This window comes from Streptomyces yangpuensis, from assembly GCF_001005295.1.
Classification (GTDB): Bacteria; Actinomycetota; Actinomycetes; order Streptomycetales; family Streptomycetaceae; genus Streptomyces; species Streptomyces yangpuensis.
In genome coordinates, this window is sequence record NZ_LBMK01000001.1 from 1122144 (window position 1) to 1148158 (window position 26015).

Sequence of the window (26015 nt, forward strand, 5' to 3'; positions counted from 1 at the left end):
AACCCGGCACCGGAACCCCCGGGAACACGCAGGTCAGGCGGGTGTGCCCGAGGCGATCTGGAGGCCGCCCCCAGGTCGGCCCGAGGCCGGCGCGAGGTCAGCGGGCGGTCAGCGGGCGGTCAGCGCGAGGGCCCGGTCCAGGGCCTGCAGCAGCCGGCCCGTCGTCGCCCGGTCGCGCACCGCCAGCCGGAGCCAGGTCCGGTCCAGCCCGGGGAAGGTGTCCCCCCGCCGGACGGCGAAGCCGAGGGCCCGCAGCTGGGTGCGGACCTCCGCGCCGTCCGCCACCCGGATCAGGACGAACGGACCCTCCGCCCGGCCCACGACCGTCACCTCCTCGAACTCCGCGAGCCCGGCCAGCAGGTGCGCCCTGTCCACCGCGATCCGCCGCGCCGCCTCCTCCGCCTCGGCCAGCGCCGCCGGAGCCACGCAGGCCTCGGCCGCCACCAGGGCGGGCGTCGACACCGGCCACAGCGGCTGCGCCGCCGCCAGCTTCGCGATCACCCCGGGCTCGGCCAGTACGTAGCCGATCCGCAGCCCTGCCAGGCCCCACGTCTTCGTCAGGCTCCGCAGCACCACCAGCCCCGGCAGGTCCGTCCGGCCCGCGAGGGCCTCCCGTTCGCCCGGGACCGCGTCCATGAACGCCTCATCCACCACCAGGGTCCGGCCCGGCCGGGCCAGCGCGGCCAGGGTCGCCGCCGGGTGCAGGACGGACGTCGGATTGGTCGGGTTGCCGACGACCACCAGGTCCGCGTCCTCCGGCACGGCGGCCGGATCCAGCCGGAACCCGTCCTCGGCGCGCAGCACCACCCGCTCGACCTGATGGCCGGCGTCGCGCAGGGCGGCCTCCGGCTCGGTGAACTGCGGATGCACCACGACCGGCCGTACGGCGCCCAGGGCCCGCGCGATCAGCACGAAGGCCTCCGCCGCCCCCGCCGTCAGCAGCACCCGCTCGACCGGCAGCCCGTGCCGGGCCGCCACCGCCGCCCGGGCGGCGCGCCCGTCGGGATACGCGGCGAGGTCCCCGAGACAGGCGGCGATCCGCTGCTTGAGCCACTCCGGCGGCGTGTTCGCCCGTACGTTGACCGCGAGGTCCTCCAGGGCGGAGCCCGCGTCCGCCACCTCGGCGTCCCCGTGGTGGCGCAGGTCGTGGGCCTGCGCCGTGGCCACCGCGCAGGTCGCCGACAGTGAGCGGCGCTTGGGCACGAGGAGCTCCCCGCCCGCCACGAGGGCGGCGGCCTCCGCCACCGAGGGGGTGCCGGTCGCGGCCCGCGCCGCCTCCGAGGGGTGCGGCACGGGGACGGCGGCCAGCCGGTCCGCGGGATAGCCGACGACAGGCACGCCGAAACGTTCCGCCGCCCCGGCGATCCCCGCCTCGCCCGCCTTCGAGTCCACCGTGGCCAGCGCCGTCACCGCCGCCGCGGCCAGCCCGGCGCCCCGCAGCGTCTCCTCGACCAGCGCGCAGACCTCCTCGACGGACACTCCCGCCCGCCCGCCGACCCCGACCACCAGCTGCGTCGTGTACTCGCCCACCGCGGGGCCTCCCTCCGTAGTCACGGTCACCGGCACTTCACCGGACACCGGTCAGTCGTCAACACTGCGACGCCCGCCGCCCGCGTGCGGATGTGCGCACGGGCCGGGGAATCTGTATTCAGGGGCACATGGCCGTGATCGTGGCGTTGGGCGCGTTCCTGATGACCCTGCTGGGCGGTTGGACGGCGCAGCGCGTCACCGACCGCCGCCACCTCGTGCTGGGGCTGGCGGGCGGGCTGATGCTCGGCGTCGTCGGCCTCGACCTGCTCCCCGAGGCCCTGCACGCGGCGGGCGGCGAGGTCTTCGGCGTCCCGCTCGCCCTGCTGCTCTTCGTGGCCGGCTTCCTCGTCGCCCACGTCGTCGAACGGCTGCTGGCCGTCCGTCAGGCCGCGCACGGCGCCGAGAACGGCGCGCGCGTCCCGCAGGTCGGGCTCACCGCGGCCGCCGCGATGGTCGCCCACAGCCTCGCCGACGGGGTGGCGCTCGGCGCGGCCTTCCAGGTCGGCGGCGGAATGGGCGTGGCCGTGGCGCTGGCCGTGATCACCCACGACTTCGCCGACGGGTTCAACACCTACACCCTCACCAGCCTCTACGGGAACGACCGCCGCAAGGCCCTGCTGATGCTCTTCGCGGACGCGGCCGCCCCGGTGGTGGGCGCCGCGTCCACTCTGCTGTTCACCCTTCCGGAGGAACCCCTCGGCGCGTACCTCGGGTTCTTCGGAGGCCTCCTGCTCTACCTCGCGGCCGCCGAGATCCTGCCCGAGGCGCACCACAAGCACCCCGCCCTGTCCACGCTGATGTGCACGGTGGGCGGGGTGGCCGGGATCTGGCTCGTGGTGGGCATCGCGGAGTGAGCCGGCGGGGTTCACGGCCGTGCTGCCGCGGCATCCCGTACGGCCGCCGTCCCCGCGGCCGCGGCCTCGGCGAAACGGCGGGCGACGGACGGCTCCGCCGCCCAGTGCGTGTGCAGGTAGCTGGCGTGCACACCCCGCTGGACGAAGCCCTCGACCCGGCGCTCCGGGTGGGTGAACCCCCACGCCGGAGCGGCACCGGCACCCGGCTCGATCACCGTCCGGTGGAACTCGTGCCCGCGCAGCCGGGTCCCGGCCGCCGCGAGCGAGCTGTCCGACACCGCCACCGCCTCGCGGTACCCCAGGGTCAGCCGCTCGGACATCCGCGCGTCCGCGTCGAGCACCCCGCACATGGGCTTCCCGTCCAGCGACCGCGCCAGGTACAGCAGCCCGGCGCACTCTGCCGCCACCGGACCGCCCGACGCGGCGAAGGCCGAGACCGCCGCCCGCAGCGGCTGGTTGGCGGACAGCTCCGGCGCGTACACCTCCGGGAAGCCGCCGCCGATCACCAGGCCGGCGGTACCGGTCGGCAGGGCCTCGTCCTTCAGGGGATCGAAGGTGACGACCTCCGCCCCTGCGGCGGTGAGCAGCTCGGCGTGCTCGGCGTACGAGAACGTGAACGCCGGGCCGCCGGCGACCGCGATGACGGGCCGGCCGTGCGGTGCGGTGCCGTTGCCGGGGCTCTGCCCCGCACCCCGCGCCTCGAACGCCGGCGAGGCCGGATCCGGCGACCACGGGTCGCAGGACAGCGGCGGGGCCGTCCGGGCCAGCGCCATCAGCGCGTCCAGGTCACAGCCCGCCCGCACCTGCTCGGCCAGCGCCGCCACGGCGGCCAGCGCGTCGGCGTGCCGCTCGGCCACCGGTACCAGACCCAGGTGCCGGGAGGGGGTGGCCACCTGCGGGGCCCGCCGCAGGACACCGAGCACCGGCATCCCCGCCTCCTCCAGCGCCTCCCGCAGCATCACCTCGTGCCGGTCGGAGCCGACCTTGTTCAGGATCACGCCACCGAGGCGCACCTGCGGGTCGAAGGACGCGAAGCCGTGCACCAGCGCCGCCACCGACCGCGACTGCGAGGACGCGTCGACCACCAGCACCACCGGCGCCCGCAGCAACTTCGCCACCTGCGCCGTCGACGCCAGCTCGCCCCGGCCCGCAGCCCCGTCGTAGAGCCCCATCACGCCCTCGACCACAGCCAGGTCGCACCCGGCCGCCCCGTGCGCGAACAGCGGGGCGACCAGCTCCGGCCCGCACATGAACGCGTCGAGGTTGCGTCCCGGCCGGCCGGTGGCCAGCGCGTGGTAGCCGGGGTCGATGTAGTCGGGCCCGGCCTTGTGCGGGGACACGGCGAGGCCGCGCTCCGCGAAGGCCGCCATCAGGCCCGTGGCCACGGTGGTCTTGCCGCTGCCGGACGACGGCGCGGCGACGACCAGCCGGGGCATGTCGAACGAGGTCACCACTCGATGCCCTTCTGGCCCTTCTGGCCGGCGTCCATCGGGTGCTTCACCTTGGTCATCTCGGTGACCAGGTCCGCGAACTCCACCAGCTTCTCCGGTGCGTTGCGGCCCGTGATCACCACGTGCTGGGTCCCGGGACGGCCGCGCAGCACCTCGATGACCTCGTCGACATCGATCCAGCCCCAGTGCATCGGGTAAGCGAACTCGTCGAGCACGTACAGCCTGTGCGTCTCGGCGGCCAGATCGCGTTTGACCTGCTCCCAGCCCTCCTTGGCCGCCTGCTCGTTGTCGAGCTGCGCGTCCCGCTGGACCCAGGACCAGCCCTCGCCCATCTTGTGCCAGACGACGCTGCCGCCCTCGCCGGAGGCGCCGAGCACCTTCAGCGCGTTCTCCTCGCCGACCTTCCACTTCGCCGACTTGACGAACTGGAACACCCCGATCGGCCAGCCCTGGTTCCAGGCGCGCAGCGCCAGCCCGAAGGCCGCCGTGGACTTGCCCTTGCCAGGCCCGGTGTGGACGAAGACGAGCGGGCGGTTGCGGCGCTGGCGCGTGGTGAGTCCGTCGTCCGGAACGACGGACGGCTGTCCCTGAGGCATTACGCGGCCCTCCTGGTGGTGTGGGAAGCGGAAGTGGTCACTGCGGTACGTACGTCCTTCACGAGCCCGGCCAGCGAGTCGGCCCGCAGCCCGTCGAGGGTGACGGCCGGACCGCCGAGGTCGGCGGCCAGCGTTCCGGCCAGTCCCAGCCGGACCGGCCCCGACTCGCAGTCCACGACGACCGACGCGACCCCCTCGGCGGCCAGCAGCCGGGCACTGCGCGCCGTCAGCTCGCGCGGGTCGCCGCCGAGGGCACCGGCCGAGGTGGCCCGCCCGTCGGTGACCACGACCAGCAGCGGGCGGCGGCTCGGATCCCGCAGCCGCTCGATCCGCAGCACCTCGTGGGCCTTCAGCAGCCCGGACGCGAGCGGCGTGCGGCCGCCGGTGGGCAGCTTCTCCAGCCGGGCGGCGGCCGTGTCCACCGAGGAGGTGGGCGGCAGCGCCAGCTCGGCGGCGGCGCCGCGGAAGGTGACCAGGCCGACCTTGTCCCGGCGCTGGTAGGCGTCCAGGAGCAGCGACAGCACGGCGCCCTTGACCGCGCTCATCCGCTGCCGGGCGGCCATGGACCCGGAGGCGTCGACCACGAAGAGGACGAGGTTTCCCTCGCGGCCCTCCCGGGTGGCCTGACGCAGGTCGTCCTTGCGGAGCACCAGGCCGCGCCCGGCCCGGCCGCGCGCCTTCTGGTGCGGGGCGGCGGCGTGCACGGTCGCCGCCAGGTGCAGCTTCGTGAGCTGGCCGCGGGGGCGCTGGGCGCCGGTGGTCCGGCCATGGGCGGTGCGGGCGCGCGAACGCCGCCCGGCGGCGCCCTCGCCGAGCCCCGGCACGCTCAGCATCCTGGTGCGGAACGGCTCGTCGGCCCGTACGGCGGCCTGCTCGGGCCCGCCGGCCTCCTGGGCGGAGGGCTGCGGGGCCGGCTCGGGGGACTCCGCCGGGGGGTCGGGGGTCTGCGCCGGGGGCTGCGCGTCCTGCCGGCCGTCGCCCTGCGGGGGCACCCCGCCGCCGCCGTCGGGGCCGCCGCCGTCGGGGCCGCCCTCGGGACCATCGGGACCGGGGTCCGGCTCCGGGTCCGGGTCGGGCTCCGGACCGGGCTCGTCCTGCGGGTCCTCGTCGGGGAACCGGTCGAGGATCTCGTCCAGCCTGTCCTCGTCCAGTCCCGGTGCGTCGAAGGGGTTGCGGCGCCGCCGGTGGGGGAGCGCGAGCAGCGCGGCCTGGCGTACGTCCTCCTTCAGTACGGTGGTCCGTCCGGCCCAGGCGGCCAGTGCGGTCGCGGTCCGCGCCATCACGATGTCGGCCCGCATGCCGTCGACCTCGAAGCCGGCGCAGGTCGCGGCGATCTGCAGGAGCGCGGTGTCCCCGAGGCTCACCTGCGGCAGCAGGGCCCGCGCGGCCACGACCCGGTCGCGGACCGCGCTCTCGTCCCCCGACCAGCGGGCGGCGAAGCCCGCGGGGTCGTCCTCGTAGGCGAGCCGGCGGCGGACGACCTCCACCCGCTGGGCGGGCTCGCGGGAGGCGGCGACCTCCACGGTCAGCCCGAAGCGGTCGAGGAGCTGCGGCCGCAGCTCGCCCTCCTCCGGGTTCATGGTGCCGACGAGCAGGAAGCGGGCCGCGTGCCGGACGGAGACGCCCTCGCGCTCCACGTAGGAGGCGCCCATCGCGGCGGCGTCGAGAAGGACATCCACCAAATGGTCATGGAGAAGGTTCACTTCATCCACGTAGAGGATGCCGCGGTGGGCGTCGGCGAGCAGGCCCGGCTCGAAGGCCTTCACGCCCTCGGCCAGGGCCCGTTCGATGTCGAGGGCGCCGACGAGACGGTCCTCGGAGGCGCCGACGGGCAGTTCCACCATGCGGGCGGCCCGGGCGGCGCCGGGGCCGGACCCGTGCGGACCGTCGGGGCAGCCCGGGTCCGGCGCGGCGGGCGCGCAGGAGAACCGGCAGCCGGGCACCACGTCGACGGCCGGCAGCAGCGCGGAGAGCGCGCGCACGGCGGTGGACTTGGCGGTCCCCTTCTCGCCGCGCACGAGCACCCCGCCGACCGCCGGGCTCACGGCGTTCAGCAGCAGCGCCAGCCGCAGGTCGGTCTGGCCGACCACCGCGGTGAACGGATAGGGCGTGCTCATGCGTTGCCTCTCTCTGTGCGGATGTGGGTCTGCGTGCGGGCGTCGTTGCCGGCGTGCGGGTCGGCCGGGGGCCGTGGGCGGGCTGCCGCTGCGCGGGGTCGTCCCGCACCACCCGTCCCCGGGACTCCGCCCCGGACCGGGGCGGGGTGGGGCGGAGCCGCCCGCAGGGCGACCGCCTTCACGGGGCGCCCGGCGGGAGGAAGGGCAGGCCGGTGGGGGCGCCGGCTTCGATCAGACTCAGCAGCGCTCGTGTGTCGGCGTGTTCCTCGATCAGGTCGCCCAGTACGTCGAGCTGTTCCTCGCGCAGCACGGCGAACGAGGTGTCCGGGGCCGGGACGAACCGCCGCCCCGCGGCCGCCGCCACCTCCCGCAGGAACGCCCGGCGGAAGCCGTCCGACTCCAGCGAGCCGTGCCAGTGCGTGCCCCAGACCGCGCCGACGCGGCACCCGTCCAGGAAGGCCTCGCCGCCGAGCACCTCGGCCACCCCGTGGTGAATCTCGTACCCGTCGACCGGCTCGCCGAGCGCGGTCCCGGTGGGCCGGGCCAGGGTCTTCTCGCGCGCGAAGCGCACCCGTACCGGCAGCAGCCCGAGGCCCTCCACCGAGCCCGCCTTCGACTCGACGTCGTCCTCGATGTGCTCGCCCAGGGCCTGGAAGCCGCCACAGATGCCCAGGACCGGCCGGCCCTCGGCGGCCCGCCGCGCCAGCGCGTCCGCGAGTCCGCGTTCGCGCAGCCACGCCAGGGCCTTCACCGTGCCGCGGGTGCCCGGTACGACGACCAGGTCCGCGTCGGCGAGTTCCTCGGCACGGTCCACGAACCGCACCACGACCCCGGGCTCGGCCGCGAGCGCGTCGACGTCCGTGAAGTTCGACATCAGCGGCACCGCGCACACGGCGACCCGCAGCACGTCCTCGCCCACGGGCGGCGCCACCACGGACTCGCGCACGGCGCCGCGCAGCGAGACCCGCAGGCCGTCCTCCTCGTCGATGCCCAGCCCGTGCCGGAACGGCAGCACCCCGTAGGTCGCCCGTCCGGTGAGCCCGCGCAGCATCTCCATGCCCGGCTCCAGCAGCGACACGTCACCGCGGAACTTGTTGACCATGAAGCCGGCGATCAGCTCCTGGTCCTGCGGGGAGAGCAGGGCCGTCGTCCCGAAGAAGGACGCGAAGACCCCGCCGCGGTCGATGTCGCCGACCACGACCACCGGGAAGCGCGCGGCCCGCGCGATGCCCATGTTCACGATGTCGGTCCGGCGCAGGTTGATCTCGGCCGGACTGCCCGCCCCCTCGCAGATCACGGCGTCATACGTGCCCCGGAGCTGCTCCAGGCAGTCCGTGACGATGCCGAGCAGCTGCTCCTGACGTCCTCCGTGGTAGCCGCGCGCGCTCATCTCCCCGACCGGCTTCCCCAGCAGCACCACCTGGCTGCTGCGGTCGCTGCCGGGCTTGAGCAGCACCGGGTTCATCAGCGCGGTCGGCTCCACACGGGCCGCCTGGGCCTGCATCGCCTGGGCGCGGCCGATCTCGGCGCCCTCCCGGGTGACGAAGGAGTTCAGCGACATGTTCTGCGCCTTGAAGGGCGCCACCTTCACGCCCTGGCGGGCCAGCCAGCGGCAGATGCCCGCCGTGACCACGCTCTTGCCCGCGTCCGACGTCGTACCGGCGACCAGCAGTCCGCCGCCGCGCCTCGTGCCGCTCATGCGCGTCCCCCTCGTACCTCTCGTGCCCCTCGTGCCCCTCGTGCCCCTTGTACTCGTCCCACCAGCAGCCGGGCGGCCACGCAGGCGCCCAGGGCCAGCCACGTCACCTGCCGTGACAGCCGTACTGCCCGCTCGATGTCGGCGACCTCCACCGGCCGACCAGCCGCGCCGTTCAGTACGGCCCGGTGCTCGACCCGGCCGCCGTAGGCCAGGGTGCCGCCCAGTCTGACGCCGAGCGCCCCGGCGAAGGAGGCCTCGACGGGTCCGGCGTTGGGGCTCGGGTGCGCGGCGGCGTCCGCGCGCCAGGCGCGCACGGCCCCGCGCCGGTCGGGGCCGGCGACCACGGCGGCCAGGGCCGTGAGCCGGGCGCCGGGCCAGCCGGCGAGGTCGTCGAGCCGGGCGGACGCCCAGCCGTAGCGCAGGTGGCGGGGGGACTTGTGGCCGACCATCGCGTCGAGCGTGTTGACGGCGCGGAAGGCCAGCAGGCCGGGGACCCCGGCGACGGCGCCCCACACCAGGGCCCCGACCACGGCGTCGGAGGTGTTCTCGGCGACGGACTCCACGACGGCACGGGCCATCTGCTGCCCGTCCAGGGAGTGCGGGTCGCGGCCGCACAGGTGCGGCAGCCGCTCGCGCGCCACCTCGACGTCCCCGGCGGCGAGCGCGCCGCCGATGGCACGGGCCTCACGGCCCAGCGAGGTGCCGCCCACGACGGCCCAGGTGGCGGCGGCGGTCAGGGCGATACGGGCGGCTGCGGGGCGGGAGCGCAACGAGCGGGCGGCCAGCGCGCCGACGGCGGTCGCGCCCCCGGCGCACAACAGGGTGTGCAGGACGCCGCGGGCGCGGTCGTCGCGCCACAGGGAGCGCTCGACTGCGGCGGCTGCTCGTCCGAAGGCGGCCACGGGGTGCCCTCGGCGGGGATCACCGAGGATCCGGTCGCCGATCAGGCCCGCCGTGGCGCCGTACGCGAAAACGCGATCGGCACGCATGGTGGCAGGTATGTCCTCACTCAGGGTCCGCGCCCTGGTTCGACGTGTCCGGCGGCGAGAGTTCCTGGCTCCCGGGACGCACGCGGCGTGCGCTCCCCGGTGACAGTGGCGGGACCGCGCCGGAATTACACCGGACTTCCTCTCCATGCCGCCGTATTGGCTCGGGCAGTCCACCACGCACCCGGAAGGCCCGTCAACTCGCCGTTGACCTGCGGCGCGGCAGGGCCGGGAGATGCGAAAGCTCCCCCCGGGACGAACCCGGGGGGAGCTTTCACGATGTTTCACGCCGTGCCCGCGCTGTCGCGGGGGGTCAGGCGACGATCAGGTAGATCCCGTACGTCACGGCGGCCGTGACGAGCGCGAAGCAGAGGTACGCGCCGCTGCGGGCCAGGGTGGCACTGCCGCCCTGCTCGGTGGCGGCCTCGTGCTTGGACAGGCCCACCAGGCCCAGGGTGAAGAGGGCCACGAGGGCGACGGTGGCGAAGAGGCTGACCCCGAAGACGGAGCCCAGCGCTTCCCAGTCGATCTTCATACTGCCGATTCCTCTGTGTGTCTCTGTCTCGGTCAGACCGCGGCGGCCGGAGCCGCCGGGGTCTGCGTCGCGGCCGGGATGGTGGCCTTGAGGTCCTCGTCCGTGACCGCGGCGGCCGTGCCGGCGGCGGCGACGGTCGGCGGGACGGTGACGGCGGCGATCGCCGTGGTGACGACACCCGGCTCCTCGGTGCCGGCCGGCGCGACCTCGTTGACGTTGGTGTGGTCGACGACCTGGCGGCGCGAGATGAGCCAGATGGCCAGGCAGGAGCCGACCAGGAAGACGGTGACGGCGGCGATGCCGATGTCACCGGCGCGCATGACCAGCTCGGCAGCGGCCGAGACCAGCGCGGCGGCCGGCAGGGTCAGGCCCCAGGCGACGAACATGCGGGTCGCGGTGGACCAGCGGACCACACCGCCCTTGCGGCCCAGGCCCGCACCCATCACCGCACCGGAGCACGAGTGGGTGGTGGAGAGCGAGAAGCCCAGGTTTGAGGAGGCGAGGATGACGGACGCGGCCGAGGTCTGGGCGGCGAAGCCCTGCTGCGGCTGCAGGTCGGTCAGGCCCTTGCCCATGGTGCGGATGATGCGCCAGCCGCCCAGGTAGGTGCCGAGCGCGATGGCCACACCGGCGGAGACGATGACCCAGACCGGCGGGTTCGCGTCGGGCGCGATGGCGCCGCCGGCGATGAGGGCCAGGGTGATGATGCCCATCGTCTTCTGCGCGTCGTTGGTGCCGTGCGCGAGGGAGACCAGACCGGCCGAGGCGATCTGACCGGCGCGGTACCCCTTGGCGGAGGTCTTCTCGCCGACCTTGTCCCCCAGCTTGTAGGTGAGCTTGGCAGCCAGGTACGCGGCGATGCCGGCCACCAGCGGGGCGGCGATCGCGGGGATGAGCACCTTGGTCACGACGACGCCGCCGTTGACCGCGCCGAGGCCGGCGGAGGCGACCGCGGCACCGATCAGGCCGCCCATCAGGGCGTGGGAGGAGCTGGACGGGAGTCCGACCAACCAGGTGACGAGGTTCCAGAGGATGGCGCCGACCAGCGCGGCGAAGATCACCTCTGGCTGGATGCCTTCCTCGTTGACCAGGCCCTTGGAGATCGTCTTGGCGACCTCCACGGACATGAACGCGCCGACGAGGTTGAGCACGGCGGACATGGCCACCGCGGTCTTGGGCTTGAGGGCGCCGGTCGAGATGGTGGTGGCCATCGCGTTGGCCGTGTCGTGAAAACCGTTCGTGAAGTCGAACACGAGAGCGGTGATGATCACGATCCCGAGGAGAAGCGTTATGTGCTCCATTTACCCAGGCTTCTGTTTGGCGTCAGTGGCTCGGTGAACGTAGGCAACCTGAGTGAACGGAAGGTGAACTGACTCCGGCGGAGCGGTGTACGGGCACGGGGCGCGATCGGGATATTCGTCCTGATTCTTACGTAGATTTCAGCATAAGTGCAGGCCAAAGCCGGGTGAATGAGCCCCTCCGCACGTCTCCGGGGGTGCTTGCCGCCACTCCTCCGGGCCCCCGGAAGTGACCCGGATCACTCTTCCCGCGTAGACCCGGAGTGTTCTCCTCCGGTGGCCCTCCGGACTCTGTGCGACGAAACTGGAACGGTGCGTACCGTTACTGTGACGGCAGCGGCCGTCACCACGACCCTCATCGGCGCGGGCGCGGCCGCCGTGGCGGCGGGCAGGTACGCCGCCGACGCCGCCCTGCGCCCCCGGCCCGGCATGCCGCTTCCCGGTGGGCCGCGGCTGAGCGTGCACTCCGCGGGCGACGGCAGGATCGCGCTGACCCGCTCGCTCGCCTCCCTGCGCCCCGGCACGTACGGCCTGGCCGCGCCCGGGGTGCACGCCGTCGTCGGGCCCGTCCTCCCCGACGCCGAACACGGCCCGGACACCGTCGTGCGCAGGCTCCTCGCCGTCACCCACGGCAGCCTCGCCCCCGGCACCCGGGTCACCCTCACCCCCCAGGTGCACATCGGCGACCCGCGCACCGCGCTCGGGCTCGACCACGCCGACGTGGACATCCCCGGCGAGCTCGGCGCGCTCCCCGCGTGGTTCGTGCCCGCCGCCCGGGACACCTGGGTGATCACCGTGCACGGACTCGGCTCCGGGCGCGAGCACCCCATGGTGGTCATGCCCTTCCTGCACCGGCACCGGCTCCCCGTCCTGGACCTCGGCTACCGCGGCGACCTCGGCGCCCCCGAACCCCCCGACGGCCTCGGCCACCTCGGCGAATCGGAATGGCGGGACCTGGACGCCGCCATCCGCTACGCCCTGCGCTACGGAGCCCGGCGGGTGATCCTGCACGGCTGGTCCACCGGCGCGACCATGGCCCTGCACGCCGTCGAGCGCTCGGCACTCGCCGACCGGATTGCCGGCCTGGTCCTGGACTCGCCCGTGCTCGACTGGCACACCACCCTGCGCGCCCTCGTCGCGGCGCGCCGCACCCCCGCCCCCGTGCTGCCGCTGGCGGTACGGGCCGCCGAGGGCCGCGCCGGACTGCGCGCCGACCGCCTGCCGCCGGGCGCCGACCCCGGAGCGCTGAAGATCCCCGTACTGATCTTCCACGGCCCGGACGACGCGTTCGCCCCGTGGGAACCCTCCCGCAGGCTGGCCGCCGCCCGCCCGGACCTGGTCACCCTGCACACGGTCAGGCAGGCCGGACACGGGGCGATGTGGAACGCCGATCCCGCCGGTTACGAGGAAGCCCTGCGCCGCTTCCTCACCCCTTTGATGTGAAGGCCGTGTGACGGAGCGGGCCCTCCGGGCGGCTTGTCCCGGTCTGCCCCGGGGCAGGGACGGAAGGAGCCGATTCCGTTTGGGCTTTCGGCCAGTGACGGGCGAGACTGCTTCCGTGACGTCCCGAAAGCCTGATGAGCAGTTGGCTCGCGACTCCAGACTCCGACTCGTCTCCCCGCGCTCCGTCGCCGCGGCGCGCAAGGCGGTGACCGACCGACGCACCCGCCCCGCCCCGCGGCCCCCGGCGGGCACCCCGGCCACCGCCGACCTCGCGAACCGGGCCAGGGCCTCGCTGGCGGACGCCGTACGCCTGACCCGCTGGGCCGAGCGCAACCTCGGCGCGGTGGACGGGGGCCGGCCCGCCCCGACGGGAGCCCTGCCCGCCGCCGACGTCGAACGCGCTGCCGCCGAGCTGGGCCTGACGCACGGCCAGATCCGGGTCGGCTGGGACCGCGCCCGCCTCGCCGGCCTCGTCGAGGTGCACGGCGGCCACGCCCGGCCCGGCTGGCGGCTGCGTGCCTGGGACCGCGACGACACCGCCGTACTGCGCGGCTGGGTCGCCCTCTTCGACGCCTGGTCGCTGGTCCACCCCGCCCCCGCCGACATCGCCCCCGCGGTCGTCGCCGAGGTCGTCGAGGCCATGCCCCAGCTGCTCTCGCTGCTCCAGCTGTCCGCGGGCCCGGTGACCGTCCCCGACCTGCTCGACCTGCTCGGGCAGCGCGTCACCGAACTGCGCGACGAGCGCTGCGAGATCCCCTACGAGGCGGAGCCCGCGGCGGCCCGGCCGGCCGCGGACGCCCCGTGCGCCGAGGCCCCGCCCGTTCCGCTCGCCCGGCTGCTGCGCTGGGCGCTCGGCGGACTCGCCGCCGTGGACGCCGTCACCCTCGGACCCGCCCGGGCCACCCTCACCCCGCTCGGAAGCTGGGCCGTCTGGGTCAAGCTGGAGCAGATCTGCGTCGCGGCACAGAGCCCCGCCGGGAACATCGAGCAGTCCGCCGCAGCCATGCTGCACGGCTGCGCACGGCTCACCCCCGGACCGGCCCGCGCCGAGTACCAGGCCTGGCTCGCCGCCCGGCCCGTCGGCCACGCCGTCGCCGAACTCCTCCAGGCCGCCCGCGGCGAGGACGCCCTGCTGCGCGGCCTCGCCTTCGAGGCGCTGCGCGTGGTGGGCGCCCCCGCCGAGCCCGAGGTGCGCGCCGCCGTGCGCGAGCCCGCTCTGCGCCCGTACGCGCTGCTCTGGCTCGCCGAGCACGACGGGATCGACCCCGACGAGGCGCAGGACGTGCTCACCGCCGAGGAGTCGACCTGGCTCTGGGTGGACACCGCCGCCGCCATCGCCGACCACGGCGAGGCCGATCTGCTGGCACGCCACCTGGACTCGGCCGTCCGCACGACCGTCCCCCGGCTGCTGGACGAGGTCCGTGCGGTCGGCCATCCGCGCACCGTCCAGGTCCTGGTCGCGCTGGCCGCGGCGCACCCGGACCCGGCCTTGGCCAAGGCGGTCCGCCGGGCCGCGTTCCAGGTCCACACCGGCGGCGCCTGACCCCGGCGCTACGCGCGTACGCGCCGCGGCTCCTCAGGCCTGCGGCGCGTACGTACCGAAGCTCCAGATGTTGCCCTCGCCGTCCCGGGCCATGTAGTCGCGGGAGCCGTAGTCCTGGTCGGTGGGGCCCATCAGGATCTCCACGCCGTGCTCGACCGCCCTCAGGTGGTGGGCGTCCACGTCGTCGACCACGACGTAGACCCCCGCGGGGCCGGCGCCCTCCATGGCCTTGTCGAAGGCCCCGCCGGTGCCCTTGCTGCCCAGCATCACCACACCGTTGCCGTACGCCAGCTCCGCGTGCACCACCGAGCCGTCGTCCCCCTCGTACACCGCTACCTGGCTGAAGCCGAAGGCCTCGGTCAGCAGCTTGATGGCCGCCTTCGCGTCGCGGTAGACCAGCGTGGGACAGATGGACGGAACGCCTGCCATGACGATCACTCCCTCTCGTGACGGTGACCCGCGTCACACAGCATGGCAGGCGTCGCCGACGGTCAGCGGAAGGTGTTGCACCGGGCCATGTCGCCCGTCCGGTAGCCCTCGTGGAACCACTGCCTGCGCTGCTCCGCCGAGCCGTGCGTCCAGGCCTCCGGGGTCACCCGGCCCTGGAACTTCTCCTGGATCCGGTCGTCGCCGACCGCCGCCGCCGCGTCCAGCCCGTCCCGGATGTCCTCGTCGGTCAGCCGGGTGATCAGGGGCCGCCCGGTGGACTCGTCCGGGGTCCGCGTCGCGTTGTGCGCCCACACCCCCGCGTAGCAGTCCGCCTGCAGCTCGACCTTGACCGCGTTGCTGTTCGCGCCCGTCCGGCCGTCCTGGGCCCGCTGGAGGGTGCCGGTCAGGTTCTGGATGTGGTGCCCGTACTCGTGGGCCACGACGTAGGCCTGGGCGAAGGGGCCGCCGCTCGCGCCGAACTTCGTCCGCAGCTCGTCGAAGAAGCCCAGGTCCAGGTACACCTGGCGGTCGGCGGGGCAGTAGAAGGGGCCCACGGCCGAGGTGGCCGTCCCGCACGCGGTGTTGACCCGGCCGGTGAAGAAGACCGTCGAGGCCGGGCCGTACCGGCCGCCGCGCCGCGTGAACTCCTGCCGCCAGAAGTCCTGGGTGCTGTTGACCACCGCGACCAGCCGGCAGTCCTCGCGCGTGTTCGCGTCCCGCCCGGTCCGGCAGGCCTGCTGCACCTGGCCGACGGAGGACGCGGCCGGGGCGGGCTCCTCGTCCCCGGAGGACAGCCCCAGCTGCTCCGGCCCCACACCGAAGAGCAGGCCCATGATCAGCGCGATGATGCCGACGAGGCCGCCGCCGACGGTGGCCCTCCCGCCCGGGATGCGACTGCCCCGCACATCCTTGACCTCGGAGGTGTCCAGACCGGCGTTGTCGTCGAACTGCATCCCGCACCGCCCTCCACGAAGCCGGCGCGGCCGCGCGACCGCCCCTGCGGCGAGTATCGGCCCCTTCGTCCCGGTACGCGCCCCGGTTCCCCCTGGTCCCGGCTGGTCCGAACGGGGGACAGGGGGGAGCGGACCACCGGGGCCGGGCGGCCCGGCCGCCGCCCCCGAAACCAGTTGCACACCCCCGGTAGAATGTCTCCCATGGCAAATCTCCTCGCGGATTAGCGGCATCGAAGCCTCGCGTCCTGCCCCCTTCCGCCGTCCCGACCCGCCCTGGAGTATTTCCGTGATCACCGCCACCGGCATCGAGCTGCGCGCCGGCGCCCGCGTCCTCATCGAGTCCGCCTCTTTCCGCATCGCCAAGGGCGACCGCATCGGCCTGGTCGGCCGCAACGGCGCCGGCAAGACCACCCTCACCAAGTGCCTCGCGGGGGAGGGCCAGCCCGCGGGCGGCTCCATCACCCGTTCGGGCGAGGTGGGCTACCTCCCGCAGGACCCGCGCACCGGCGACCTCGACGTCCTGGCCCGCGACCGGATCCTGTCGGCCCGCGGTCTCGACGTCCTCATCAAGAAGATGCGGATGAACGAGGAGCGCATCGCCACCGGCTCCGGCGCCACCCGCGAGAAGGCGCTCAAGCAGTACGAGCGCCAGGAGACCGAGTTCCTCACCAAGGGCGGGTACGCCGCCGAGTCCGAGGCCGCGACCATCTCGGCCGCCCTCAGCCTCCCGGACCGGGTCCTCGGCCAGCCCCTGCACACCCTCTCCGGCGGCCAGCGCCGCCGCGTCGAGCTCGCCCGGATCCTCTTCTCGGACGCCGACACCCTCCTCCTCGACGAGCCGACGAACCACCTCGACGCCGACTCGATCGTCTGGCTGCGCGACTACCTCAAGAACTACCGCGGCGGCTTCGTCGTGATCTCCCACGACGTCGACCTGGTCGAGACCGTCGTGAACAAGGTGTTCTACCTGGACGCCAACCGGTCCGTGATCGACGTCTACAACATGGGCTGGAAGCTCTACCAGCAGCAGCGCGAGGCCGACGAGAAGCGCCGCAAGCGCGAGCGCCAGAACGCCGAGAAGAAGGCCGCGGCCCTGAACTCGCAGGCCGACAAGATGCGCGCCAAGGCCACCAAGACTGTCGCCGCGCAGAACATGGCCAAGCGGGCCGAGCGCCTGCTGTCCGGCCTGGAGGCCGTCCGCGTCTCCGACAAGGTCGCCAAGCTGCGCTTCCCGGACCCGGCGCCCTGCGGCAAGACCCCGCTGACCGCCGAGGGCCTGTCGAAGTCGTACGGCTCCCTGGAGATCTTCACCGACGTCGACCTGGCCATCGACAAGGGCTCCCGCGTCGTCATCCTGGGCCTCAACGGCGCGGGCAAGACCACCCTGCTGCGCCTGCTCGCGGGCACCGAGCAGCCCGACACCGGCCAGGTCACCCCCGGCCACGGCCTCAAGCTCGGCTACTACGCCCAGGAGCACGAGACCCTGGACCCGGACCGCACCGTCCTGGAGAACATGCGCTCCTCCGCGCCCGACCTGGACCTGGTCGAGGTGCGCAAGACGCTCGGCTCGTTCCTCTTCTCCGGCGACGACGTGGACAAGCCCGCCGGAGTCCTCTCCGGCGGTGAGAAGACCCGTCTGGCCCTGGCCACCCTGGTCGTCTCCTCCGCGAACGTGCTGCTCCTCGACGAGCCCACGAACAACCTCGACCCGGCCAGCCGCGAGGAGATCCTGGGCGCGCTGCGCACGTACAAGGGCGCCGTCATCCTCGTCACGCACGACGAGGGTGCCGTGGAGGCGCTGGAGCCGGAGCGCATCATCCTGCTCCCGGACGGTGTCGAGGACCTGTGGGGCCCGGACTACCGGGACCTGGTGGCCCTCGCCTGACCGCCGCCCCGGCGGCGCCGGGAGGCCCCGGAAGGTGCCGGGACGGCGTCCCGGCCCTGATCCAGTTCCTTATGGATCATTCGGCTCAGGGGTGATCCATCATCTGAGTGAGACGGTCTCGTACCGTTGCGCGTCGTACGACGGCCCCGGCCGCACCCACGGAGGTGCGCTACCGGGGCCGTCGGTTTTCCGCGGTCCGGCCCCTGACCAGGAGATTCACGGGCAGGGCGGCGAAGTGTGACGGAAGTCATGCAGCGGAAGGGGAGATTCCGTTCTGCTCGGGTGTCCACGGCCCGGGAAATGCCGTCGTACCGACCTTGCTGAATGGGTGGCCAGGAAGCCGGGGAGGGGTGATCATGAGAAGTCCAGAGCGCACTTCCCACGAGGAGGCACGGGTGGCCGAGACTCTGAAGAAGGGCAGCCGGGTTACCGGCGCCGCGCGCGACAAGCTCGCGGCAGACCTGAAGAAGAAGTACGACTCCGGTGCGAGTATCCGGGCGCTGGCCGAAGAGACCGGCCGGTCCTACGGATTCGTCCACCGGATGCTCAGTGAGTCCGGGGTTTCGCTGCGTGGTCGCGGTGGCGCGACGCGCGGCAAGAAGGCGGCTACGGCCTGACCCCGGTCCATCGGATCCAACGCTCCAACGGCTTCAAGGCTCACATGATCCGACGTTTCCTTCGGTGACCCCCCGGTCGGCCTCCCGGCCGACTGGGTGGTTACTGTGCAGTCACTTAGGCCGAGCTTGCGGCCGACTGCACACCGGAGGCACACGGATGGCTCTGCTCGACAAGGACGGCGTACGACTCATCGTCGACGACACGGTCGCCACGGTGACACTGACCAATCCGGCCAAGCGAAATGCCCAATCCCCCGCGCTCTGGCGGGCTTTGGCCGAGGCGGGCAGGTCGTTGCCGGGCACCGTCCGGGTCGTCGTGCTGCGCGGCGAGGGCAAGTCCTTCTCCGCCGGACTCGACCGGCAGGCGTTCACCCCCGAAGGCTTCGAGGGCGAGCCGTCCTTCCTCGATCTGGCGCGCGGTTCCGACGAACGGCTCGACGCCACGATCTCGGAGTACCAGGAGGCTTTCACCTGGTGGAGGCGTAACGACATCATCTCCGTCGCCGCCGTGCAGGGGCACGCGATCGGCGCCGGCTTCCAGCTCGCACTCGCGTGCGACCTGCGCGTGGTTGCCGACGACGTGCAGTTCGCCATGCGCGAGACGAGCCTGGGCCTCGTCCCCGACCTGGCCGGCACCCAGCCGCTGGCCTCCCTTGTCGGGTACGCCCGCGCGCTCGAGATCTGCGCGACGGGCCGCTTCGTGCACGCCGAGGAGGCGGAGCGGGTCGGTCTCGCCAACCTGGTGGTTCCGGCGGACGAGCTCGACGCCGCCGTCCAGGACCTGACCACCGCCCTGCTGGCCCCGCCGCGGGACGCCGTGATCGAGACCAAGACCCTGCTGCGCGCCGCGCAGACCCGGACGTACGACGACCAGCGCGCCGCCGAGCGCGCCGCCCAGGCCCGTCGCCTGCGGGACCTGGCGGGCCTCTCGGACTGACTCGCTCCAGCCCCACCGTGTGCCGGAAGGCGCCCCGGGAGCACGCCGAACGGCGTAGTCCCGGGGCGCCTTCCTGTCTCCGCGGGCCTACCGTGGAGCGGAGTGAGTCCGTACACGTGAAGGGACACGCGATGACCGACACCGCATCAGGGGGCTCCCACAAGGCACCCGGCGACCGGGGGCGCACGACCATCGCGGACGGGGTGGTCGAGAAGATCGCCGGACTGGCCGCCCGGGAAGTGGTCGGCGTGCACGCCCTGGGCACCGGCCTCTCCCGTACGTTCGGTGCCGTCCGGGACCGGGTCCCCGGCGGCGACAAGGCCGCGGTCACGCGGGGGGTCAAGGCCGAGGTCGGCGAGGTCCAGACCGCCCTCGACCTGGACATCGTCGTCGACTACGGCGTGTCGATCCGTGACGTGGCACGGGCCGTCCGTGAGAACGTCGTCTCCGCGGTCGAGCGCATGACCGGCCTGGAGGTCGTCGAGGTCAACATCGCCGTGGGCGACGTCAAGCTGCCCGACGAGCCCGACGAGGAGCCGGAGTCCCGACTCCAGTAGCCGAGAGGAGCCTCCACATGAGCATGGCGGTCGCCTGCATGCTGGCCGGCATGGCCCTGGGATTCGCCGGCTATTTCGGCGGATTCGGTGCCTTCCTGCTGGTCGCGGCCCTCGGAGCCGTGGGCTTCGTCGCCGGTCGCTTCCTCGACGGGGACCTGGATCCCGGGGACCTCTTCCGCCGCCGCGAAGACCGGCGGAGGTGAGCCGCGATGAGCCCCCTGCCACAGGCCACCCCGCCGGGCCCGACCCCGCCGGGCCCCACCGCGCCGCCCGCCGGCGCGCGGACCGCCCCGGCCGCGGTGGCCGCCGCCGACCGCGGGGCCACCCGTATCGCCGACCGGGTCGTCGCCAAGATCGCGGCGCAGGCCGCCCGGGAGGCCCTCGCCGGCAGCTCCGGCGCACCCCCGCACGCCACCGTCACCGTGCACCACGACATCGCGCGGGTCCGGGTGGGCGTGGAGCTCGACTACCCTGGCGACCTCGCGGCCCAGTGCGCCGCCGTACGCAGCAGGGTCGTACGCCGTGTCCAGGAGTACGCGGACATGTCCGTGCCCGAGGTGGACATCGACATCGAGCAGCTGCACTCCACCCACACCCGGACCGGCGCCGGGCGGGACCGGCGGCTGCGGTGACCGCGCACCGCTTCCGGTCCGCCCGCCGGATCCCCGCGGCCCTGGTCGCCCTGCTCGTGATCGGCGCGGCCGGCCTCCTCCTCTACGACCTGGCCGCCGTACGGGCCGACCGTCCCGCCATGGCCTGGCGCCGCGAACTCGCCCACCGGCTGGAGGTCCACACCCCGGCCGACCTGGGCGTGCAGGTGGCCGGCGGGGTCCTGGCCCTCGCCGGTGCGGTGCTCCTGCTGCTGGCCCTCACCCCCGGCGTCCGCCGGATCCTGATGATGCGGGGCCCCGACCGGGACGGCGAGCCGGAGGCCGCCCCGCCGCTGCGCGCCGGGATCGGCCGCAAGGACGCCGCCCAGGTCCTGCGGGACCGGGCCATGGAAGTGCCCGGGGTGCGGTCCGCCCGGGTCCGGATGGGCCGCTCCCGTGTCCGGGTGCGGGCCACCTCCCACTTCCGTGAACTGGACGAGGTACGGGCCGACCTGGACGCGGTGATCGCCGTCGGCATCGAGGAACTGGGCCTCGTGCACCCGCCGCGGCCCCGTCTGCGGGTCAGGAGGCGAGCGGATTGACCGGGATCGTGAACCGGACCCTGCTGGCGGTGGCCGGCGTGGTGCTGCTGGCGGCCGGGGTCGTCCTGCTGACCGCCGCACCCCCGCTGAAGGGCCGCGCCGAGCCCCTGCTGACCGCCGCCGACCGGCGCCGGTACCTGCATGCCGAGGGCTGGGCCTGGTGGGTGCTGATCGCCGCCCTCGTCGTGTGCCTGCTGCTGGCCCTGTGGTGGCTGCTGGCCCAGCTGAAGCGAGCCCGGCTGCGGACGGTCGCCGTGGACACCGGGGACGGCGCCTTCGCCCTGCTCCGCGGGCGCGCCCTGTCCGACGCCGTCGCCGCGGAGGCCGGAGCACTGGACGGCGTCGCCGGCTGCCGGGCCGTCCTGCGCGGGCGGCGCGGCTCGCCCGCCCTGCGGGTGGCGGTGGAGCTGGAGCCCCACGCCGTCCCGGCCGACACCCTGGCCGGACTGGCGGGGCCGGTGCTGAGCCACGCCCGGGCCTCCGCGAACCTCCCCGGACTGCCGGCGGAGGCCCGCTTCAAGGTGACCTCCCACCGCGCCCGCCGCGTCAGCTGACGACCGCCGCGTGGCGTCGGCTCACGACCGTCGCGGCAGCCGCCGCCGGACGGCGCCGCGACGGAGGCTCAGAAGCCGTGCCGGGAGCCGCCGTCGACCGGGAGCATCACGCCCGTCAGGTACGAGGCGGCCGGTGAGAGGAGGAAGGCGGCCGTGCGGCCGAACTCCTGCGGGGTGCCGTACCGCCGCAGCGGGATGCGGGACTCGTTGCCCGCACGGGAGGCGTCGGCATCGCCGGACAGCGCGTCGAGCTCCCGCACCCGGTCGGTGTCGATGCGGGCCGGAAGCAGGCCGACGACGCGGATCCCGCGCGGACCGAGCTCCACCGAGAGGGACTTCGCGAACCCGGCCAGGCCCGGGCGCAGGCCGTTGGAGATGGTCAGGCCGGGGATCGGCTCGTGGACCGAGCCCGACAAGACGAAGCCGATGACCCCGCCCTCGCCCAGTACCGCGGCGGCCGCCCGGGCCAGACGTACCGCACCGAGGAAGACCGACTCGAAGGCGGCCGCCCACTGCTCGTCGGTGCTGTCGACGGCGAAGCCCGGGACGGGGCCGCCGACGCTGATGAGGATGCCGTCGAAGCGGCCGAAGCGTTCCTGCGCGGTGACGATGAGCCGTCCGGCGGCCGCCGGGTCCGCGTTGTCCGCGGCCGCGGCGGCGGCGTTCGGGCCGAGTTCGGCGGCGGCCTCGGCCACCCGCTTCTCGTCCCGGCCCGTCACGAGGACCTTCGCGCCGTCGGCGATCAGTTCCCGGGCGGAGGCGAAGCCGAGGCCGCGCGAGGCCCCGGTGACGATGTAGACACGGTCTTTCAGTCCAAGATCCATGCCCGACACGCTACGCCGTCGCGGGCTCCTGCTCGGTGGCTTCGGCCCGGGCCGCGGCCTCCTCGCGGTCGCGCTTCTCGCGCCGTACGAGGACCAGCCAGCCCACCGGCACCGCGGCGGCGAACAGCCACCACTGGACCGCGTACGCCATGTGGGCGCCGATCGAGTCGTGGTCGGGGTCGGCGACGGTCTCGGGACCGCCGTCCGGAGCCGGATCGGTCAGCTCCAGGTACCCGCCGAGGACCGGCCGGCCCAGGGACTCCGCCTGCTGCCCGCTGTTGATCAGCATCACCTGACGGTCGGGCAGGCCCTTGCGGTCCTTGATGCCGCTGCCGCCGCTCGTCTCGTCGGCCTTCAGCCGGCCGGTGACGGTGACCTCGCCCGCGGGCGCGGCCGGCACCGGCGGGTAGGCGCGCGGGTCGCCGCCGCCCGCGACCCAGCCGCGGTCGACCAGCACCACCCGGCCGTCGGCGAGGACGAGCGGGGTCACGACGTGGAAACCGACCTTGTCGTCGTTCGAGGTCCGCATCCGTACGACCACCTCGTGTGCGGAGTCGTACGTGCCGGTCGCCGTGACGGCGCGCCAGAAGTCGGCGCGGGGGACCTTGTGGCCGGGGGAGGTGACCTCCGTCATGGGGACGGGCTTCGCCCGCAGGTTCGCCTCGATCAGCTGGTTCTGCGCGACCCGGTGCACATGGCGGTGGTACTGCCAGAACCCGAGCTTGATCATCACGGGGATGAGGACGAGGGCGATGAGGGTGAGGCACACCCACTGCCGGGTCAGCACAAAGCGGTACACGCCCACGACGGTACCCCGGCCGACGAGGACCCCGGTGGCCGGGTGGCCCTCCGGGGTCGCGGGGTGGGGAAGGCGGCTGTGGAGAGGGGCGCCGGGCCGGGACGGCGGCGGCCGGACGTGGCCGCCGGGCCGGGGCGGCGGCGGTCAGACGTGGCCGCCGGGCCGGGGCGGCGGCGGTCAGACGTGGTCGACGATGCCCACCTTCCCTTCCGCGCGGGCGCAGTGCCCGCCGCAGTACCACTGGCCCTCGACCTCGACGCCCTGCCCGATGATCTGGACGCGGCAGTGCTCGCAGATGGGCGCCATGCGGTGGATGGCGCAGGAGAAGCAGTCGAAGACGTGGACCGCTCCCTGGGCATGAACCTCGAAGGACATGCCGTAATCGTTTCCGCAGACCTCACAACGTGCCATGCGCGGCATGCTGCGCACGGCGGAGCGGCGGAACAAGATCCACCCTGGTGAGTCGCCGCGCGGACACCCGCCCGGCGCAACGGCCGGCGGCCGGTCCGCTCATTCCCCGGCGGGGGCCACGTCCCGCAGCAACTGCGTGAAGGCCGCCTCGTCGACGACGGGGGTGCCGAAGGACTTCGCCTTGACCGTCTTCGAGGTCGCCGAGTCCGGGTCGTTCGTCACCAGGAGGCTGGTGAGCCGCGACACACTCGTCGCGACGTGCAGGCCCGCCTCGATCGCCCGGTCCTCCAGCAGCTCCCGCTCCACCGAGGTGTCGCCGGAGAAGGCGACCCGCATGCCCTGCTTGAGGGGCTTGCCGTCCTCGAAGCGCCCCGGGTTGGGATGCGGGCACGCCGGCCGCCTGCGCGAGGGCCGCCAGCTGCCGCCGCCCCGGTACGACGCCTGGTGGCCGACGCGCGGGGCGGCGGCCGAGTCCGACCACTCCGTCAGCGGCCGGCACTCCAGCAGCGGCAGCCGTACGCCGCCCTGCGCCGCCGCGTGCAGCGACGGGCGGAAGGCCTCCGCGAGCACCCGGGCGTCGTCGAGCGCGTGGTGGGCGCGCTGCTGGACCACGCCGAAGTGCGCGGCCAGCGACTCCAGCTTGTGGTTGGGCAGCGGGAGGTTCAGCTCCTTCGACAGGGCGATGGTGCACAGCCGCTGGCGGACCGGCGCGGTCGTCGCCGCACGCGCGTACTCCCGGGCGATCATCTGCCAGTCGAAGATGGCGTTGTGGGCGACCAGCACGCGGTCCGCGAGCCGGCCGGCGAACTCCTCGGCGATGTCCTCGAAGAGGGGCGCACCGGCGAGCACGTCACTCGTCAGGCCGTGGATCCACACCGGTCCCGGGTCCCGCTGCGGGTTGACCAGGCTGTACCAGTGGTCCTCCACGTTGCCCTGTGCGTCGAGCCGGTAGACGGCGGCGGAGACTATCCGGTCGTCGCGCGCGAGCCCGGTGGTCTCCACGTCGACGACCGCGTACCCCTGCGGGTAGGCGGTCGGCCACGTCGTCTCTGCGGTCGTACGGTCGTCGAGCATGGTCACAGAGGATATCGGCACGGACTGACACCGCGGCCCCACCCTGGGTCAGCCCAGGGCGGACACCAGGTCCCCGGCGGCCGTCCGTTCGAGCCGCAACCGTCGAGGGGCCCGGCGGGAAAACGGCCGCGTCGCGGCTCAGCAGCCCGATTCACCGGGCGGTTCCCGGAGCCCGGGGCGCGGTTCCCGGAGCCTGGGGCGGCGGTGCCAGCAGGGCCGTCACCAGGGCACGTACGGACAGCAGGAAGAGCCGCTCCGGATCCGCGGGCCGGGCCAGCGCCCGGGCGAGGGCCGGGTCGTCGGGGGCGGCCGCCGGGTCCCACAGCTCGCTCTCGGCCGGGTGCTGGGCGGGAGAGCGTTCGCGGTTGCGCTCGACCAGGAGGAAGCCGACGATCTGGAACTGCACGGCGCGCACCGCGTCGGCCGCCCGGGCACCACGCAGCCCGGCGGCGTGCACCTCGTGGACGAGCGCCTGCTGCGCCGGCAGGAACATCCGCTCCGTGAGTCCGCGTTCGTGGACCATCGCGATCAGGTGCGGGCGCCCGCGCAGTTCGCGGCGCAGGATCCGGGCCACCGAGAGGATCCGCTCGGACGGGGTGCGGCCGGCCGGCCGGATCGCGCCCATCTCCCGCACGGTCCGCTCCACGAGGGCGTCGAGCAGCGATTCGCGGTTCCCGACGTGCCAGTAGATGGACGTCACCGCGGTGCCCAGCTCGGCGGCGAGCCCCCGCATCGTGAGGGCGGCCGGACCGCGCTGCCTGACCAGGGACGCGGCGGCGTCCAGCACCTCGTCACGGGTCAGCGAGGATCGGGCCATGTCTGCGGTCCGCCGATCTGTTGATGCGTCAGTTCTGGCGCGTGCAAGGGTCTTTACCCTTCATCGGCGGCGGTGTAACTGTGTTACAGACCCGAACCGAGAGGTGGTGCGAGACATGGCACGCGTACGGTACGGAGCGCGCGGCGAGGCCGAGATCGCCGCGTCGCGCGAGAAGAGTTCCAAGCTCCCCGACATCTGGTCCACCGGTGTGGTGGCCCTCTGGGAGACCGATCCGGACGTGGTCGCCGCGGTTCTCCCGCCGCCGCTCGAACCGGCCGAGCGGCCCCTCGTACGGGCCAACATCAGCAGGGTCGACCTGCCCGGCTACCCGCTCGGTGCCGGCTCCGTGGCCGTCGCCGCCCAGCACGACGGGGTGGAGGGCTGGTACCCGCTCGTCATGCCGATGACCCACGAGCGCGCCCTGACCGGCGGCCGCGAGGTCTTCGGCGAACCGAAGAAACTGGGCGAGGTCACCGTCGAGCGCGACGGCCTCGTCGTACGCGCCGCGCTCGCCCGGCACGGCATCGCCTTCGTCGAGGTGCGCGGCGCCGTGGACCGCGCGCTCCCGCTGCCCGAACCCACCCGCAAGACCGACTTCTACTTCAAGTTCCTGCCCGCCGTGGACGGTTCGGGCTTCGACGTGGACCCGGTCCTCGTGCACTGCGTCCGCAACGAGAGGGTCCGCAGGCTGGAGCACGTCACCGGCGACGTCGTCCTGCGCGAGTCGATGTTCGATCCGGTCGCGGACCTTCCCGTCCGCCGCCTCGTGGAGATCACCATCGGCGAGAAGACCACCGACCAGCATGGCCGGGTCGTCGAGCGGGTCAGCGCCCGGGCCCTGCTCCCGTACATCCACCAGCGCTACGACGACCCCCTGCAGATCCTCGACGGCCCGCCGGAAGGGAGCCTGTGAG

General features: G+C 74.1%; 27 protein-coding genes and 1 riboswitch. Of the genes, 12 read left to right on the forward strand and 15 right to left on the reverse strand.

Annotation, left to right across the window (positions count from 1 at the left end; translation table 11 throughout):
- Nucleotides 1-108 precede the first annotated feature (108 nt).
- Nucleotides 109-1530: an Rv2231c family pyridoxal phosphate-dependent protein CobC gene (gene cobC, locus AAT21_RS05055; protein WP_235438677.1), complete on the reverse strand. Its 1422-nt coding sequence runs from the start codon at nt 1528-1530 to the stop codon at nt 109-111.
- Nucleotides 1531-1658: 128 nt separating this feature from the next.
- Here cobC and AAT21_RS05060 point away from each other — a divergent pair, with 128 nt between their 5' ends.
- Nucleotides 1659-2384: a ZIP family metal transporter gene (locus AAT21_RS05060; RefSeq protein ID WP_046775411.1), complete on the forward strand. Its 726-nt coding sequence runs from the start codon at nt 1659-1661 to the stop codon at nt 2382-2384.
- Between the two features lie 11 nt (nt 2385-2395).
- Here AAT21_RS05060 and AAT21_RS05065 read toward each other — a convergent pair whose 3' ends face one another.
- The 7 genes from AAT21_RS05065 to AAT21_RS05095 form a co-directional block, all read right to left on the reverse strand.
- A complete protein-coding gene (locus AAT21_RS05065; protein WP_046775628.1) occupies nt 2396-3820 on the reverse strand; it encodes a cobyrinate a,c-diamide synthase in 1425 nt (474 codons plus the stop codon).
- Between the two features lie 11 nt (nt 3821-3831).
- Nucleotides 3832-4431 carry a cob(I)yrinic acid a,c-diamide adenosyltransferase gene (cobO, locus tag AAT21_RS05070; protein ID WP_046775412.1) on the reverse strand — a complete coding sequence of 200 codons (600 nt, stop codon included), beginning with the start codon at nt 4429-4431 and terminating at the stop codon, nt 3832-3834.
- Nucleotides 4431-6548, reverse strand: coding sequence for a putative cobaltochelatase (locus AAT21_RS05075; protein WP_046775413.1), 2118 nt, complete (start codon nt 6546-6548; stop codon nt 4431-4433). Before AAT21_RS05075 ends, cobO begins: the two co-directional genes overlap by 1 nt.
- 178 nt (nt 6549-6726) lie before the next feature.
- Nucleotides 6727-8247: a cobyric acid synthase gene (locus AAT21_RS05080; RefSeq protein WP_046775414.1), complete on the reverse strand. Its 1521-nt coding sequence runs from the start codon at nt 8245-8247 to the stop codon at nt 6727-6729.
- Complete coding sequence (locus AAT21_RS05085) at nt 8244-9236, reverse strand: cobalamin biosynthesis protein (protein WP_046775415.1); 993 nt, start codon at nt 9234-9236, stop codon at nt 8244-8246. Before AAT21_RS05085 ends, AAT21_RS05080 begins: the two co-directional genes overlap by 4 nt.
- Nucleotides 9237-9273: 37 nt before the next feature.
- Nucleotides 9274-9425, reverse strand: a riboswitch (cobalamin riboswitch).
- Nucleotides 9426-9546: 121 nt separating this feature from the next.
- Nucleotides 9547-9768, reverse strand: a complete 222-nt coding sequence (locus AAT21_RS05090; RefSeq protein ID WP_046775416.1) for a hypothetical protein — start codon at nt 9766-9768, stop codon at nt 9547-9549.
- 32 nt (nt 9769-9800) lie between these two features.
- Nucleotides 9801-11069 carry an inorganic phosphate transporter gene (locus tag AAT21_RS05095; protein ID WP_046775417.1) on the reverse strand — a complete coding sequence of 423 codons (1269 nt, stop codon included), beginning with the start codon at nt 11067-11069 and terminating at the stop codon, nt 9801-9803.
- Nucleotides 11070-11378: 309 nt separating this feature from the next.
- Here AAT21_RS05095 and AAT21_RS05100 point away from each other — a divergent pair, with 309 nt between their 5' ends.
- Nucleotides 11379-12509 (forward strand): alpha/beta hydrolase family protein, encoded by a 1131-nt coding sequence (locus tag AAT21_RS05100; protein ID WP_046775418.1) that lies wholly within the window; start codon nt 11379-11381, stop codon nt 12507-12509.
- A gap of 115 nt (nt 12510-12624) precedes the next feature.
- Nucleotides 12625-14052: a hypothetical protein gene (locus tag AAT21_RS05105; protein ID WP_412180297.1), complete on the forward strand. Its 1428-nt coding sequence runs from the start codon at nt 12625-12627 to the stop codon at nt 14050-14052.
- Between the two features lie 33 nt (nt 14053-14085).
- On the opposite strand, the gene AAT21_RS05110 is transcribed toward AAT21_RS05105, so the two are convergent.
- Together AAT21_RS05110 and ypfJ are read right to left on the reverse strand one after the other, a co-directional pair.
- Nucleotides 14086-14481, reverse strand: a complete 396-nt coding sequence (locus AAT21_RS05110) for a VOC family protein (RefSeq protein WP_046775630.1) — start codon at nt 14479-14481, stop codon at nt 14086-14088.
- Between the two features lie 62 nt (nt 14482-14543).
- Entirely contained in the window at nt 14544-15434 is an 891-nt protein-coding gene (ypfJ, locus tag AAT21_RS05115; protein WP_046775419.1) for a KPN_02809 family neutral zinc metallopeptidase, read from the reverse strand.
- Nucleotides 15435-15720: 286 nt separating this feature from the next.
- On the opposite strand from ypfJ, the gene AAT21_RS05120 reads away from it, so the two are divergent.
- The 8 genes from AAT21_RS05120 (at nt 15721) to amaP (ending at nt 21176) form a co-directional block, all read left to right on the forward strand.
- Entirely contained in the window at nt 15721-17319 is a 1599-nt protein-coding gene (locus AAT21_RS05120; RefSeq protein ID WP_030962157.1) for an ABC-F family ATP-binding cassette domain-containing protein, read from the forward strand.
- A 395-nt stretch (nt 17320-17714) separates the two neighbouring features.
- Nucleotides 17715-17936 carry a helix-turn-helix domain-containing protein gene (locus AAT21_RS05125; RefSeq protein WP_030010789.1) on the forward strand — a complete coding sequence of 74 codons (222 nt, stop codon included), beginning with the start codon at nt 17715-17717 and terminating at the stop codon, nt 17934-17936.
- Between the two features lie 157 nt (nt 17937-18093).
- Nucleotides 18094-18873: an enoyl-CoA hydratase/isomerase family protein gene (locus AAT21_RS05130; RefSeq protein WP_046775420.1), complete on the forward strand. Its 780-nt coding sequence runs from the start codon at nt 18094-18096 to the stop codon at nt 18871-18873.
- 131 nt (nt 18874-19004) lie between these two features.
- The gene (locus AAT21_RS05135) at nt 19005-19430 is read left to right on the forward strand and encodes an Asp23/Gls24 family envelope stress response protein (RefSeq protein WP_107081198.1); all 426 of its coding nucleotides are present in this window, start codon (nt 19005-19007) and stop codon (nt 19428-19430) included.
- A gap of 17 nt (nt 19431-19447) precedes the next feature.
- Nucleotides 19448-19633: a hypothetical protein gene (locus AAT21_RS05140; protein WP_046775422.1), complete on the forward strand. Its 186-nt coding sequence runs from the start codon at nt 19448-19450 to the stop codon at nt 19631-19633.
- 6 nt (nt 19634-19639) lie between these two features.
- Nucleotides 19640-20062, forward strand: a complete 423-nt coding sequence (locus AAT21_RS05145; protein WP_046775423.1) for a hypothetical protein — start codon at nt 19640-19642, stop codon at nt 20060-20062.
- Nucleotides 20059-20622 carry a DUF6286 domain-containing protein gene (locus AAT21_RS05150; RefSeq protein WP_046775424.1) on the forward strand — a complete coding sequence of 188 codons (564 nt, stop codon included), beginning with the start codon at nt 20059-20061 and terminating at the stop codon, nt 20620-20622. Before AAT21_RS05145 ends, AAT21_RS05150 begins: the two co-directional genes overlap by 4 nt.
- Nucleotides 20619-21176, forward strand: coding sequence for an alkaline shock response membrane anchor protein AmaP (gene amaP / locus AAT21_RS05155; protein ID WP_046775425.1), 558 nt, complete (start codon nt 20619-20621; stop codon nt 21174-21176). The genes AAT21_RS05150 and amaP overlap by 4 nt, the downstream gene beginning before the upstream one ends.
- 68 nt (nt 21177-21244) lie before the next feature.
- Here the strand turns inward: amaP and AAT21_RS05160 are convergent, their stop codons facing one another.
- The 5 genes from AAT21_RS05160 to AAT21_RS05180 form a co-directional block, all read right to left on the reverse strand.
- Nucleotides 21245-22000 (reverse strand): SDR family oxidoreductase, encoded by a 756-nt coding sequence (locus AAT21_RS05160; RefSeq protein WP_046775631.1) that lies wholly within the window; start codon nt 21998-22000, stop codon nt 21245-21247.
- A 10-nt stretch (nt 22001-22010) separates the two neighbouring features.
- Nucleotides 22011-22799, reverse strand: a complete 789-nt coding sequence (locus AAT21_RS05165; RefSeq protein ID WP_046775632.1) for an SURF1 family cytochrome oxidase biogenesis protein — start codon at nt 22797-22799, stop codon at nt 22011-22013.
- Nucleotides 22800-22976: 177 nt separating this feature from the next.
- On the reverse strand, nt 22977-23210 hold the full coding sequence (locus AAT21_RS05170) for a hypothetical protein (RefSeq protein WP_007263378.1): 234 nt from the start codon (nt 23208-23210) through the stop codon (nt 22977-22979).
- A 99-nt stretch (nt 23211-23309) separates the two neighbouring features.
- A complete protein-coding gene (locus tag AAT21_RS05175; RefSeq protein WP_046775426.1) occupies nt 23310-24290 on the reverse strand; it encodes a DEDDh family exonuclease in 981 nt (326 codons plus the stop codon).
- Nucleotides 24291-24435: 145 nt separating this feature from the next.
- The gene (locus tag AAT21_RS05180; RefSeq protein ID WP_046775427.1) at nt 24436-25101 is read right to left on the reverse strand and encodes a TetR/AcrR family transcriptional regulator; all 666 of its coding nucleotides are present in this window, start codon (nt 25099-25101) and stop codon (nt 24436-24438) included.
- Nucleotides 25102-25216: 115 nt separating this feature from the next.
- Between AAT21_RS05180 and AAT21_RS05185 the strand changes: the two genes are divergently transcribed.
- On the forward strand, nt 25217-26014 hold the full coding sequence (locus AAT21_RS05185; RefSeq protein ID WP_046775428.1) for an acetoacetate decarboxylase family protein: 798 nt from the start codon (nt 25217-25219) through the stop codon (nt 26012-26014).
- Nucleotide 26015 lies beyond the last annotated feature (1 nt).